The following is a 13,417-nucleotide window of genomic DNA, read 5'->3' as shown; positions in this document are numbered from 1 at the left end:
CCTGTCAAATAACTGGCATGTTAAAAAATTGGGAGGGGTGCTTTAAGCTTAACTGAGTGACATATAAAGACAAATTTTATTAGCAAATAATACGGCACACATATTGCTTAACCAAGGTAACAGTTTTTATCGCCATTTCATTTTGCTGGGGTAATCATAATGGACTTTGGCTTAGCGACAACCTTATATCCTGATGAATTTAACTATCAAACAGAGGCATACAGTCCTGTATCCACGCCACTGGATTTGGTACAAGTTATTCAGCAACTGCACGCTAGCTTAGATCCGCGGACAGTCTTTGCCTGCTACGGCAAAGTGTTGGGACAACATCTGCCTATTCAAGGCGTTCGCCTGCAATCCACACAATATAAATTCAGCTGGGGCAAACGTTATGGAATTAGCCTTAAACGGCAACTCATCTGTGGTGGCATGCCAATTACATTGCAGTATCAACTGCTGACGCCGCTCACACCATCGCAAGAGATTACGCTGCAAGAAATTGAGCCACTACTACTGCAACCTTTGTTAAATGCCATTCAGTATCAAGAGATGTCGATGCAGGCGATGTTCGATTCCCTCACCGGCCTTGGCAATCGCCATTATTACACTCAAAGTCTGATAAATGCGGTGGCCAGAGCCCACAGAAAACAGGGCGCAGTGTCACTTATTGTGTTGGATTTGGATAATTTTAAGCAGCTTAACGATAAATATGGCCACAAATGCGGTGACTATATTTTGAAAGAGTTCGGAGACACTATCCGCAGCAGTATTCGCAGTACAGATCAGGCCTTTCGCATAGGTGGTGACGAGTTTGTGGTGATTGTACAAGGGAATATTCATGCGGCGGGTTTACTGTGCGAACGTATCGTCACAGCCACCAATGCTAATGCAAGCTTCCATCAATTTGGCGTGAGCAGTAGCTTGGGAGCCGCTGAGGCGAACGACACCATGGAAGCCGAACAACTCTATGAGCAGGCCGATAAAACCTTGTATCAAGCCAAAGCCTCGGGCCGTAATTGCTACAAGTTAAGCCCAGCCCAATTGTCTTAATCGAGCATGGATGCTGCTCACTTTCGATAAAGCACGGCAAATACACTTTGCTATCCGATTGCATGTTCATCAAATTTAAGCCCGACATCATCCCCTTGGGCACAAAATGCCTTTTCGACCCACAGACCGAGTGCCATCACTAAACGCTCGTTATAAAACAAGAACCCCACATCAGCACGTAACCATGGCGGCACAGCGCATTCTTGCCAGAGTTTTTTAAGCTCGCGACCCTTATCACGAAAATACGGCTGGCAGCGAAATTGACCCGGCAGCTGATAACGCAGGCTCACCACCTCACTCGCCTTGGGTAAACGCAGCCGAGGGCCTGCGGTAGCCAAGGTAAATGGCGCAATTTTATCTTCAAGCCTTGTTGATGCTTGAGTCAGTAAAGCCAGAATATCTTGATGCAGTTCGCGTGCAGTGATGCGCGGCGCGGCGGATGCGGTGTTTACATTATCCAGATAAAGCATGCCGGCAAAGCGGCGCAGCACACAGTCACCAATCTGGATCTGTACTTTGGCATCTTCTTTTGCCCCCATTAACTGCTGCAGAATTTGCTGTAGCTGCACATAGGAAGGCAATCCAAAGCCTTGGGATTCGATAAAGCCCCGCAGCAGTAATCCTTGCCATTCGCTGGTTTGCGTAGAGAGCTCATCAAGCTTAAGCACGGTTTGCTGGGTAAAGGGCGCCTCGGTTAACAGCTTAGGTAAACGCTCACTCACCTCGGCATCCACTATGGCCTGCTGCTCGGCGCAAAGCTGGGCGCTGCGACTTGCGGTGGTGGCGATACTGGGCCAACGTGCTTTTAGACGTGGGATAATCTCGAGGCGTAAAAAGTTACGATCGTATTTATCGTCTTGATTACTTTCATCTTCAATATGCACTAACTGCCGTGTTTGAGCGAAAGCTTCAATCTGCTCACGGCTAATATCGAGCAAGGGACGCGCTTGCAGGCAAGTTCCCTTCTCGCCGAGTGGGAGCATTTGGATAGGCCCCATGGCGGCTAATCCTTTAGGGCCCTGACCACGTTTGAGGGCGAGTAGAATCGTCTCGAGCTGGTCGTCTACATGGTGGGCGGTCAGCAGCACATCCTGAGGCTTAAGGTGCTGCAATATCGCCTGATAACGCATTTTTCGCGCCTCGGCCTCAACACTCACTCTCGGCCCTAGGGTAAGTTGCACTCGTTCCACCGTGATTGGCAAACCATAGCTGGCGGCACGAGTTTGGCAGTGCTCGGCCCAAGCATCGGCATTAGGGCTCAAGCCATGGTGCACATAAATCAGCTGATAATGAAACTCGGGGTGATGTTTGGCGAATTCACTCAAACCGTAGGCGAGCACTTCGGAGTCGACGCCGCCGCTATAAGCGAGGACTAACTTGCTCCCCGCTTGCAGCGGTAAGCTCGCTAAAAATCGCGCTATATGGGCACAAAGTTCCACCACCGCCATTCAACTCACCCTATAAAATCCATCACTCGTCGATGCTCAATTATTCCCTGCCAACCCTAAGTCTTTCTCAGGTTATCGATTAGGGGAACAGGATCCGCACCTTATTTGGCCCAAGCAGACTCTCAAGGGCAAACACCAATTCATCGCTTGGGTTGACTCGCCAATTTTCCGCCAACCTAAATTGGCCCTTGGCCTGCGCTTGACTGTAGTTAATCACCACAGGCACGGCACCATTACGCCATGAGCTTATCGACTGCTCGATACTTTCGAGCACGCTAGGCGTTAGCTGCGAGGCGTCTAAATCGATTTCTAAGGCGCTGGCAAAGTGGCTACGCGCCTCGCTGATATCGATAATGTTACGCGCCGTCATGCGGTTGCCACCGGCAAAATCATCGAAGCTTACTTCACCTTCGCAGATCAGGATCCTGTCCTTCTCGAGCAAATGGTTAAACTTCTCAAAGGCTTCGGTAAAGAGCATCACCTCGAGGCGTGCACTCTTATCATCTAAGGTCAGCAGGCCCATTTTTGAGCCACGCTTAGTGAGCATCACCCGGGTTGCCACCACAAGACCCGCCGCCTTCACCGTTTTGCCGCGATCGGTTGGGTGCACGTCCTTTAAGCGCCCAGAAGTGTAATGCTTAAGCTCTTTAAGATATTGATTAATCGGGTGACCAGTTAAATATAGACCTAAGGTCTCACGCTCCCCTTCGAGCCAAATTTTATCGGGCCACGGGGTGCATTCGACAAACTGCTGCTTGCTGTCCTCAGGGTCACTATTAAGCAGACCAAACATATCATGCTGACCGATGGCCTCGGCCTTAGCATGCTGATCGGCGGCGCTTATCGCCTCTGGTAGCGTTGCCATCATAGAGGCGCGGTGCGGCCCTAGCGCATCTAAGGCACCCGCGCAGATAAGCTTTTCAATCACCCGCTTGTTAAGCTTTTTAAGATCGATACGGGCGCAAAAGTCGAATAAATCTTTAAATGGGCCATCCTTACGCGCCTCTAAAATCGACTCAACTGGCCCCTCACCCACACCTTTGATGGCGCCGATACCGTAGACGATACGCAGATCATCATCGACGGTAAACTTAAACAGACCTTTGTTTACATCCGGCGGAATAATGGTGAGTCCCATGCGCTCACACTCATCCACTAGGGTGACGATTTTGTCTGTGTTGTCCATATCGGCGGACATTACCGCGGCCATAAACTGCGACGGGAAGTGAGTCTTGAGCCACAGGGTTTGATAGGACACAAGGGCGTACGCGGCGGAGTGAGATTTGTTAAAGCCGTAGCCCGCAAACTTTTCCACTAAGTCGAAGATTTTCATCGCCAACTCGCCATCGACGCCGTTCTTAATCGCTCCTTCTTTAAAGGTACCGCGCTGTTTGGCCATCTCCTCAGGCTTTTTCTTACCCATAGCGCGGCGAAGCATGTCAGCGCCGCCTAAGGTATAACCCGATAGTACCTGCGCAATCTGCATCACCTGCTCTTGGTACAAAATAATGCCGTAGGTGGGGGACAATAATCCTTTTAGAGATTCGTGCTGGTACTGCGAGTCGGGATAAGAAACCTCCTCACGGCCATGCTTACGCTCGATAAAGTTATCCACCATGCCCGATTGCAGTGGGCCAGGGCGGAACAGTGCAACGAGTGCAATCATATCTTCGAAGCAGTCGGGTTGCAGACGCTTAATCAAATCCTTCATACCGCGGGATTCAAGCTGGAATACCGCGGTGGTTTCATAGCGTTGCAGCAAGCGGAACGACGCTGGGTCATCTAGGGGAATAGCCTCAATCCTCACCGGTGGACGGCCGTTTTTAACCTCCACCTTGTTGATCATTTCCAGCGCCCAGTCGACGATGGTGAGGGTTCTTAACCCTAAGAAGTCGAATTTTACTAAGCCAGCGGTTTCCACGTCGTTCTTATCGAACTGGGTTACCGGGTTTTTCCCTTCGGCGTCGCAGTAAAGCGGCGAGAAGTCGGTGATCTTGGTGGGCGCAATTACCACGCCCCCCGCGTGCTTACCAGCGTTACGGGTCACACCCTCGAGTTTGCGGCACATGTCGATAAGATCTTTCACATCCTCATCGGCATCGTAGGACTCCTGCAACGCAGGCTCGACCTCAAAGGCCTTGGCGAGCGTCATGCCAGGCTCTGGCGGAATCAACTTAGAAATGCGGTCCACAAAGCCATAGGGATGGCCGAGCACACGGCCTACGTCACGGATAACCGCCTTGGCCGCCATGGTACCAAAGGTAATAATTTGCGATACTGCTTCACGGCCGTAGAGTTCGGCCACGTGATCAATCACCTCATCGCGTCTATCCATACAGAAGTCGACGTCGAAGTCGGGCATCGACACCCGCTCTGGGTTCAAAAAACGTTCGAACAGCAGATCGAATTCGAGGGGGTCTAAGTCGGTAATTTTTAAAGCATAGGCCACAAGCGATCCCGCGCCAGAACCACGTCCTGGCCCAACGGGAATGCCGTTGTCCTTGCCCCACTGGATAAACTCCATCACGATCAAGAAGTAACCAGGAAAGCCCATCTGGTTAATCACCTTGAGCTCAACGTCGAGACGCTCATCGTATTCACCGCGGCGCTCGGCACGCACAGCCGGATCGGGAAATAAGAATGCTAAACGTTCTTCGAGCCCCTTCTTTGAGCGATCAACCAAATAATCCTCAATCGACATATCACCAGTAGGGAAATTCGGTAAAAAGTACTCGTTTAAGCGAATGGTTACGTTGCAGCGCTTGGCGATTTCAACGGTATTTTCGAGCGCGGCGGGAATGTCGGCAAACAGCTCGCACATTTCCTCTTCACTGCGAAGGTACTGCTGCTCGCTGTATTTTTTCGGACGGCGGGGATCGGCGAGCGTAAAACCATCGTGAATCGCAACGCGGATCTCATGGGCCTCAAAGTCTTCGGGTTTTAAAAACACCACCTGATTGGTGGCCACCACTGGGATACCCTTTTCCTGTGCCAGTCCCACCGCCATGTGCAGGTAACGCTCCTCATCAGGGCGCCCCGTGCGCAATAACTCGAGGTAATAACGGCCCTCAAAATGCTGCTGATAAAACTCGCATAAGGATTCTACTTGGGTATTGTTGCCCTTAAGCAGCGCCTTACCCACGTCTCCTTCTCGACCGCCAGACAGCAGCAAAATGCCTTCGTTGTAGGTGACAAGCCACTCTTGGTCAATCACCACGCGCCCTTGAACATGGCCACGTAAATAGGCTTGGCTGATGATTTGGGTGAGGTTTTGATAACCCTCATTATTCATTGCGATAATGGTTAAAGCACAAAACTCGCCATCAAATCCCGGCACTTGCATCCAAAAATCCGCACCGATAATCGGCTTAATCCCCGCCCCGTGACAGCCGCCATAAAACTTGACCAGACCGCAGAGGTTGTTTTGATCCGTTAAGGCCACCGCAGCCATGCCCTTCGCCTCAACTTGGGCGAGGATGGGTTTGACCTTAGCCACACCATCGGACATAGAGAAGTCACTGTGGACACGAAGATGCACAAAACGAGGATCGGACATAATTAGAATTATCTTTGAATAGCAGGTTAACAATCACTAAAAAAGCAGACTAACAAAGTCACAGCCCTTGGGCTAGTGACTTTGCTCTCAAGCTGAAGTGAAAACACCCAATCGGTGTTAACGCTCCAGTAATGCCTTGACGGGTTTGAAACTTTTACGATATTGGTCGAACACACCGTGCTCGGCGATGGCGTCAAAATGCGCCTTAGTCGGATACCCCTTATGCTTGGCAAATCCATACTGGGGATAAGCGGCATCGAGGGCATCCATCTCCCGATCGCGGGTGACTTTGGCAATAATCGACGCCGCACTGATACTCGCAATCAGGCCATCACCTTTGACTATGCTATGACTCATCAGAGACAGTCCCTGGTGCGTAAACGCCGGGCTGCGATTACCATCAACTAAGACCAACTCAGGCGTAAGTACAAGCCCGGCTACCGCGCGCTGCATGGCAAGCATGGTCGCATGCAGAATATTGAGTTCATCGATTTCCGCTGGGGTTGCCCGCCCCACATGATAGCTTAAGGCTTTTTCACAAATCTCATCGAACAGGGCCTCTCGACGCTTCTCGCTGAGTTTTTTAGAATCATTTAAGCCAGCAATGGGACGATTGGGGTCTAGGATCACCGCAGCGGTGACCACATCCCCCACCAGCGGGCCACGGCCGACTTCATCCACACCCGCCACTAAACCTGTTGAGAAGGTGGCGATATCTGCGTCGGTTAACGTCTTAAATACCGCCATTAGTTCACATCCTTGGCATCAACGAGTGCTAACACCGCCTCGGCCGCTTTTTGACTGGCATCACAGCGCAGCATTTGGTGCAAACGCTCAAACTCGGCTTTGATTGGCGCAAAATCGCGGTTTAATTCAATGCCAACTGCTTCTGCAATCTTCTCGGGCGTACAATCATGCTGAATAAGCTCTGGCACTACATCTCGCCCCGCTAACAGATTCGGCAAGGAGAAACGCTTCACCTGCATCATACGCTTAGCAATACGGTAGGTCATTGGACTCACGCGATACGCCACCACCATAGGACGTTTGATCAGCATGGCCTCAAGCGTTGCCGTGCCCGAGGCGAGCAAAATGCCATCGGCGGCGGCCATCACTTCACGAGACTTACCTTCCACCATATGGATTTCCAGATCCGGTGCATAGTCTTTTAACGCTTGCTCAAACTGCTCACGGCGCTTTTGATTCACTAAGGGCGTCACAAAGCGAATATCAGGAAATTGTTGTTTAATAAGCAATGCCGCCTTAACAAACGGCTCGGCCAATTGCTTTAACTCACCGCCACGGGAGCCGGGTAAAATGGCGAGGTATTCAGCTTCAGGATCGAGCTCAAGCAACTGACGAGCACTTGCCTTATCACTCTCTAACGGAATATCGTCTGCCAAGGTATGGCCAACAAAGGTGCAAGGCACCTGATGCTTATCATAAAAAGCTTTCTCAAAGGGTAATAACGACAACACCATATTGGTGGCCTTAGCGATTTTAAAAATACGCTTAGGGCGCCATGCCCATACCGAAGGGCTCACATAATGAACGGTTTTAATCCCCTGCGCCTTTAACTTAAGCTCGAGACCGATATTAAAATCCGGTGCATCGATACCGATAAAGCAATCGGGCTTAAGTTCGGTGATGGACTTAATCAGGGATGATCGCACATGGAGTAATCGCGGTAAGCGTGATAGCACTTCGACTATCCCCATCACGGCTAATTCTTCCATCGCGAACAGGGATTCGAAGCCTAAGGCTTCCATACGAGGTCCACCAATACCGACAAAACGGGCGTTGGGGTGTGTTTTTTGCAGTGCAGCCATTAAACCTGCACCTAAAATATCGCCGGAGAGTTCTCCGGCGACCATTGCAAACACTAATTGAGATTTTTTGCTCATAAACCAATCATATCTGACAAGTGAATGGCACCGCAGCGCATCTCTGCCATGGCATTATCTAAAGCAGAATATTACGAGCAGTGCCTATGAATGGCATAGTGTAGAGTCTAAGACTCTTAACGAATAATGCCGCGACCCGATGATTTAACAAACTCAATGAACGACTTAACTTGTTCATCGTTCTGCGCATCCTCGGCAAGCGCTTCAACCGCTTCGTCAACAGTTAAACTGCTGCGATATAAGGTTTTATAGGCACGACGCACCGCTAATTGGCTCTCCTTTGAGAAACCACGGCGTTTCATACCTTCGCTGTTTAAGCCACGGGGAATGGCAGGTTGTCCCGCCGCCATCACAAAGGGTGGCACATCCTGTAGCAGTAACGAACAACCCGCAGTAAAGGCATGGGCCCCGATATGCACAAACTGGTGAACGCCAGTCATACCTCCGAGAATCGCCCAGTCACCCACATGCACATGGCCCGCGATAGAGGCATTGTTAGCCATAATCACGTTATTACCAACCACACAGTCATGGGCGATATGCACGTAGTTCATAAACAGGTTGTTTGAGCCAATACGGGTTTCACTATTGTCTTGAACCGTACCACGGTGAATGGTCACATGCTCACGGATAACGTTGTTATCGCCAATAATGAGTCGAGTCGGCTCGCCAGCGTATTTCTTGTCTTGGCATTCTTCACCCACGGAGGCGAATTGGAAAATACGGTTGCCTTTACCGATAATGGTTGGGCCCTTCACCACTACGTGGGAACTTAACCAACAATCATCACCAATCTCGACACCCGCGCCCACATAACTCCATGGACCTATGGTGACGTTTTTACCAATTTTTGCATCGGGATGCACAAACGCTAATGTATCTATCACTGATTAATCTCTCTGCGGGCACACATGATTTCAGCGGAACAAACCACTTCACCATCCACTTTGGCCTCACCATAGAAAACGCCAATCCCGCGGCGCTCTTTAATCATTTTGACTTCAAAATGGATTTGGTCGCCGGGTTCAACCACACGTCTAAAACGCGCGTTATCGATACCAGCAAAATAGTACAACACACCTGGAGGCGGCACGTCATCGCTCATTGTTTTAAATGCGAGCAATCCAGTGGCCTGTGCCATAGCTTCTAAAATCAGCACGCCGGGCATAACAGGCTGAACAGGGAAATGCCCCTGGAAAAAGGGCTCATTAATCGTCACGTTTTTAATCGCATGGAGACTCTCACCTGGGGTGAAATCCAAAACGCGATCGATTAATAAAAATGGATATCTATGGGGTAGATACTTAAGGATCTCCGTAATATCCATAGTGTTCATTTGATTAGACACGAACCTAGTTCCTCAAAATTGCCTTGGGGCAATTACTCTGGTGTATTTGAATTCTTTTCCAACGTTTTCACGCGTTGGAACAGTTCATCCAATTGACGGAAGCGAACTGTATTTTTGCGCCACACTTTGTTTTCCATTGCCACTGTCGCAGAAGAATACAAACCAGGTTCACGCATGTTACCTGTAATGTTTGTCGCGCCAGAGAGATGGACACCGTCGGCAATGCTCAAGTGGCCCGCAATCGCGCAGTTACCACCAATAATACAGTGTTTACCAATAGTGACACTGCCAGCAATGGTCGTGCTGCCAGCGATCGCGGTATTTTCACCAATAATATCGTTATGGGCAACCTGTACTTGGTTGTCGATGATCACACCGTTGTGGATCTCGGTATGACCTAAAGCACCGCGGTCGATAGTTGAGTTCGCACCGATTTCAACGCGATCGCCAATACGGACACCACCGGTTTGTGGAATTTTAATCCACCGACCACGCTCATTGGCGTAACCGAAACCGTCGGAGCCAATAATGGCGCCGGAATGGATAATACAATCTTGACCTAAATGAACATTATGATAGAGGGTCACATTGGCCCACAGACGAGTATTAGAGCCTACGATGGAATCTTGACCAATCACAGAACCCGCACCAATCTGTACGTTTTCGCCGAGGATCACGTTCGCGCCGATCACCACATTAGCACCAATTGCCACCCCTTCACCTAACTGGGCAGAAGGGTCAATTTGCGCCGAAGGATGGATACCCACAGCCGCTTTGGGCGTGGTATCTAAAAACTGTGCCACACGGGCAAACCCTACATAGGGATCTTTAACGACTAACGCAGTGCCTGAGTAGTCCTGCGCGTCTTTAGCCGACAATAACACCGCGCTCGCTTGAGTTGACTCAAGCTGAGCACGGTATTTGCTGTTGGCTAAAAAAGAGATTTGACCCGACTGGGCATGTTCAAGTGTCGCAACGCTGTTGATCACTAACGTTTCATCGCCCTGAACAACGCCGTCTAATAACAGGCTTAGCTCTTTTAAAGTCACACTTTTCATCAATTACTTGCCTTTGCTTAAGGCTTCAACCACTTTGCCACTGATGTCAGCATTTGGCTTAACATAAATGACAGCACCACGCTGTAAAACTAAATCATATTTTTCTTTTTCAGCGATAGTGTTAATAGCTTTTTGCACCTTAACTAACAGTTTGTTTTGCTCTTCACCTTGGCGACGACGTAAGTCTTCATCCAATGCTTTACCTTTCAACTGATATTCAGATTTTAACGCTTCCATCTTGCGAACCAGCTCAGTTTTTTGCGTGTCATTCATTAACGCGCCATCACGTTGCTGCTTCTCCATCAGAGAGCGCATTTCTTCTTGCATTTTCTGAACTTCAGACATGCGATCACCAAACTCAGATTTGAGAGATTGAGTGATTTGCTCACGTTGAGGTAACTGTTCAAACACAGCGCCCATATCAACAACAGCAATATTTTCTGCCTGCGCCGCTAAAGGTGCACCTAATAAAGCCAACGTCACCAGGGCACGGTTTACCATCTTGTTCAAAATAGACTCCTTGTTACCTTTGTTATATTCAGCAAAACCTGCCGAGTGTATGCCTTTTAAAAAGTTTTGCCAATATTGAACGAGAAGATCTCTGTTTGATCGCCTTCGTATTCTTTAATCGGCCATGCCAAGCTGAATACCATTGGCCCCATAGGAGACAGCCACTGTAAGCTTACCCCCCAAGATGCCCTGATACGACCCGGATCGCTGTAGTCCTGCAACTTATCAAACTCTTCCGCTGGCAGCGTTTGATACTTAGCAAAATCGAACTCAGTATCCCATACGTTACCCGCATCGACGAAGAAGCTGGTACGAACAGAATTCGTGTAGGCCTCATCCAAGAATGGTGTTGGCACAATCAATTCCATGCTCGCAGTTGCAATCGCGTTACCACCGATTGAACGACCAGAACTGACCTGAATACTGTTTGGATCGCCCGGTAAGCTACAACCGTCACCCGATGGATCTGGCGCACAAGGCTCACTGCCACGGTAGAGATAGAATGAACGAGGACCAACCGAGTTAGACTTAAAGCCACGCAGTGAGGTACTACCGCCCGAGTAATAGTTTTCCCAGAATGGCAGAATTTGGTCATTATCATTAAATTGACCATAGCCGTTGCCATAACCTAAACGACCGCGCGCTAACACTACAAAACTGTGGCTGCGATTGATGGGGAAATAATAGTTAGTATCAAAGTCAGTCTTAAAGTACTGCAGATCTGAGCCTGGTACTGTCATCTTACCGCTTAAACGCTGTGACGAACCGTCCGTTGGGAAGGTGCCACGGTTTAAGGTGCTGCGGTACCAGCCTAAGCTCAGCTCGAAGTTATCAAAACTTAAATCGGCATTCGGATCATCGTCACGGTAGATATTGTAGAAACGCAGTGCCTGTTCGTAGGCTGAGATTTCTGAAATCGTGTTATGACGATAGCCAATACCACCGTTGATACGGTTGTATTCGTTAATCGGGAAGCCTGAGTTTAACGCCACACCGTAGGAGCTGTTTTTATAGCGTTCAAGGTTAGCCTCATTCGCATCGAACTCGTTCCAGTAAACGCTACCACCTAAGCTCACTCCATCTTTGGTCCAATAAGGATCGGTGTAAGACAAGTTAACGTTCTTAGAATACTTGTTGGTGCTTAAACTCACGCCCGCTTGGTTACCCGTACCGAGGAAGTTATTCTGCTGCACACCAAACTGCAGACTTAAACCCGATTCAGTACCATAACCCACACCAGCGTTAAATGAGCCCGATGGTTGCTCTTTGACCTTAACAGCCACGTCGACTAAATCATCGGTACCTGGCACTTGAATGGTTTCGGTATCAACGGTCTCGAAGAAGCCTAAGCGGTTTAGACGGGCTTTAGATTGCTCAACCTGCGCTGAGTTTAACCAAGCACCTTCCATCTGACGCAGCTCGCGGCGCATCACTTCATCTTTAGTAACTGTGTTGCCCGTAAAGTTGATAGAGCGAACATAAACACGTTTACCCGGTTTGATATTGATGTTTAAGGTCACTTCCTTGGTTTTATCATCAATTTCAGGGTAGGTTTTCACTTCAGGGTAGGCGTAACCGAAACGGCCTAAGTACTTGCTGTACATCTCTTCGGTGAAGGTCACATCACCACCGTTGTACATATCGCCCGCCTTAATTGGCAGAATCGATTTCATTAACTCTTCACGGCCCATTAAGTCGCCAGTGAGGTTAACGTCTTTAACCTTGTACTTCTCACCTTCGTTGACGTTGATGGTGATATACAAACCTTTACGGTCAGGCGTCATCGCCACTTGAGTCGAGGTGACTTCAAAGCGGATATAACCCTTGTTGTGGTAATAGGTTTTAATGGTTTCAAGGTCGGCTTGCAGTTTTTGCTTCTGGTAACGACGCTCACCGAACAGATCCCACCAGGCCACGTAGTCTTTAAGCTCTAACATGCCGATAAGCTCGGCATCAGTGAACTCTTTGTTGCCAACCACGTTAATTTGGCGAATTTCAGCCGCTAAACCTTCAGTGAACTTGAATTTGAGTTCGACACGGTTACGGGGTAAGTTAATCACCTGCGCTTCCACTTTGGCGCCGTATTTACCTACACCGTAGTAGAAGTCTTGTAATCCCTTCTCGATGCCCGTCAGCATAGTACGGTCTAAGGACTCGCCGACTTTCACGCCTGAGCCGTCCAGACTTTCCTGTAACTGCTCATCTTTAATGTCTTTGTTGCCTTCAAAGGTCACGGCACTGATCGTTGGTCGCTCAGTGACTTTGACAATCAACACACCGCCATCATGACTGACTGAGATGTTCTCAAAGTTAGTCGATGCGTACAGGCTTTTAATGGCTTGTTGAATTTTTAACTGGTCAACAGTGTCACCCACTTTCACTGGTAAGCTTAACAAGGCAGCACCCAGTGCGACTCGCTGCAAACCTTCAACTTGGATGTCGGTCACTTCAAAGGGTTGGAAAGTATCCGCCAACACAGTCCCTGAAAACGACGCACCGACGAATAACATCGAGGCAAAAAGTTTATTCAATCTCATAGAGCA

Annotated in this window: 10 protein-coding genes; 1 reads left to right on the top strand and 9 read right to left on the bottom strand. The window is 49.1% G+C overall.

Features of this window, described 5'->3' with window-relative positions; translation table 11 throughout:
* Nucleotides 1-159 precede the first annotated feature (159 nt).
* Nucleotides 160-1,050, top strand: coding sequence for a diguanylate cyclase DgcS (gene dgcS, locus SHD_RS12220; RefSeq protein WP_023267399.1), 891 nt, complete (start codon nt 160-162; stop codon nt 1,048-1,050).
* A gap of 50 nt (nt 1,051-1,100) precedes the next feature.
* Here the strand turns inward: dgcS and tilS are convergent, their stop codons facing one another.
* The 9 genes from tilS to bamA all read right to left on the bottom strand — a co-directional run bounded on the left by tilS (nt 1,101) and on the right by bamA (nt 13,411).
* Nucleotides 1,101-2,498, bottom strand: a complete 1,398-nt coding sequence (tilS, locus tag SHD_RS12215; protein ID WP_023267398.1) for a tRNA lysidine(34) synthetase TilS — start codon at nt 2,496-2,498, stop codon at nt 1,101-1,103.
* Nucleotides 2,499-2,577: 79 nt separating this feature from the next.
* Complete coding sequence (dnaE, locus tag SHD_RS12210; RefSeq protein ID WP_039978283.1) at nt 2,578-6,054, bottom strand: DNA polymerase III subunit alpha; 3,477 nt, start codon at nt 6,052-6,054, stop codon at nt 2,578-2,580.
* Between the two features lie 117 nt (nt 6,055-6,171).
* Entirely contained in the window at nt 6,172-6,801 is a 630-nt protein-coding gene (rnhB, locus tag SHD_RS12205; RefSeq protein ID WP_023267396.1) for a ribonuclease HII, read from the bottom strand.
* Nucleotides 6,801-7,958 (bottom strand): lipid-A-disaccharide synthase, encoded by a 1,158-nt coding sequence (lpxB, locus tag SHD_RS12200; protein ID WP_023267395.1) that lies wholly within the window; start codon nt 7,956-7,958, stop codon nt 6,801-6,803. The genes rnhB and lpxB overlap by 1 nt, the downstream gene beginning before the upstream one ends.
* A 116-nt stretch (nt 7,959-8,074) precedes the next feature.
* Nucleotides 8,075-8,845 (bottom strand): acyl-ACP--UDP-N-acetylglucosamine O-acyltransferase, encoded by a 771-nt coding sequence (lpxA, locus tag SHD_RS12195; protein ID WP_023267394.1) that lies wholly within the window; start codon nt 8,843-8,845, stop codon nt 8,075-8,077.
* Nucleotides 8,842-9,306, bottom strand: coding sequence for a 3-hydroxyacyl-ACP dehydratase FabZ (gene fabZ / locus SHD_RS12190; protein WP_039978282.1), 465 nt, complete (start codon nt 9,304-9,306; stop codon nt 8,842-8,844). The genes lpxA and fabZ overlap by 4 nt, the downstream gene beginning before the upstream one ends.
* 32 nt (nt 9,307-9,338) lie before the next feature.
* Nucleotides 9,339-10,364, bottom strand: coding sequence for a UDP-3-O-(3-hydroxymyristoyl)glucosamine N-acyltransferase (gene lpxD, locus SHD_RS12185; protein WP_023267392.1), 1,026 nt, complete (start codon nt 10,362-10,364; stop codon nt 9,339-9,341).
* Between the two features lie 3 nt (nt 10,365-10,367).
* Complete coding sequence (locus SHD_RS12180; protein ID WP_023267391.1) at nt 10,368-10,865, bottom strand: OmpH family outer membrane protein; 498 nt, start codon at nt 10,863-10,865, stop codon at nt 10,368-10,370.
* Nucleotides 10,866-10,930: 65 nt separating this feature from the next.
* The gene (gene bamA, locus SHD_RS12175; RefSeq protein ID WP_023267390.1) at nt 10,931-13,411 is read right to left on the bottom strand and encodes an outer membrane protein assembly factor BamA; all 2,481 of its coding nucleotides are present in this window, start codon (nt 13,409-13,411) and stop codon (nt 10,931-10,933) included.
* Nucleotides 13,412-13,417: the final 6 nt, after the last annotated feature.

The sequence above is a fragment of the Shewanella decolorationis S12 genome, assembly GCF_000485795.1.
Taxonomy (GTDB): Bacteria; Pseudomonadota; Gammaproteobacteria; order Enterobacterales; family Shewanellaceae; genus Shewanella; species Shewanella decolorationis.
This window is presented reverse-complemented; position numbering and strand designations above follow the sequence as displayed.

Bases quoted from the DNA above. Each gene is read 5' to 3' on its own strand.
- dgcS (WP_023267399.1), top strand. From the start codon at position 160: ATGGACTTTGGCTTAGCGACAACCTTATATCCTGATGAATTTAACTAT.
- tilS (WP_023267398.1), bottom strand. From the start codon at position 2,498: ATGGCGGTGGTGGAACTTTGTGCCCATATAGCGCGATTTTTAGCGAGC.
- dnaE (WP_039978283.1), bottom strand. From the start codon at position 6,054: ATGTCCGATCCTCGTTTTGTGCATCTTCGTGTCCACAGTGACTTCTCT.
- rnhB (WP_023267396.1), bottom strand. From the start codon at position 6,801: ATGGCGGTATTTAAGACGTTAACCGACGCAGATATCGCCACCTTCTCA.
- lpxB (WP_023267395.1), bottom strand. From the start codon at position 7,958: ATGAGCAAAAAATCTCAATTAGTGTTTGCAATGGTCGCCGGAGAACTC.
- lpxD (WP_023267392.1), bottom strand. From the start codon at position 10,364: ATGAAAAGTGTGACTTTAAAAGAGCTAAGCCTGTTATTAGACGGCGTT.
- SHD_RS12180 (WP_023267391.1), bottom strand. From the start codon at position 10,865: ATGGTAAACCGTGCCCTGGTGACGTTGGCTTTATTAGGTGCACCTTTA.
- bamA (WP_023267390.1), bottom strand. From the start codon at position 13,411: ATGAGATTGAATAAACTTTTTGCCTCGATGTTATTCGTCGGTGCGTCG.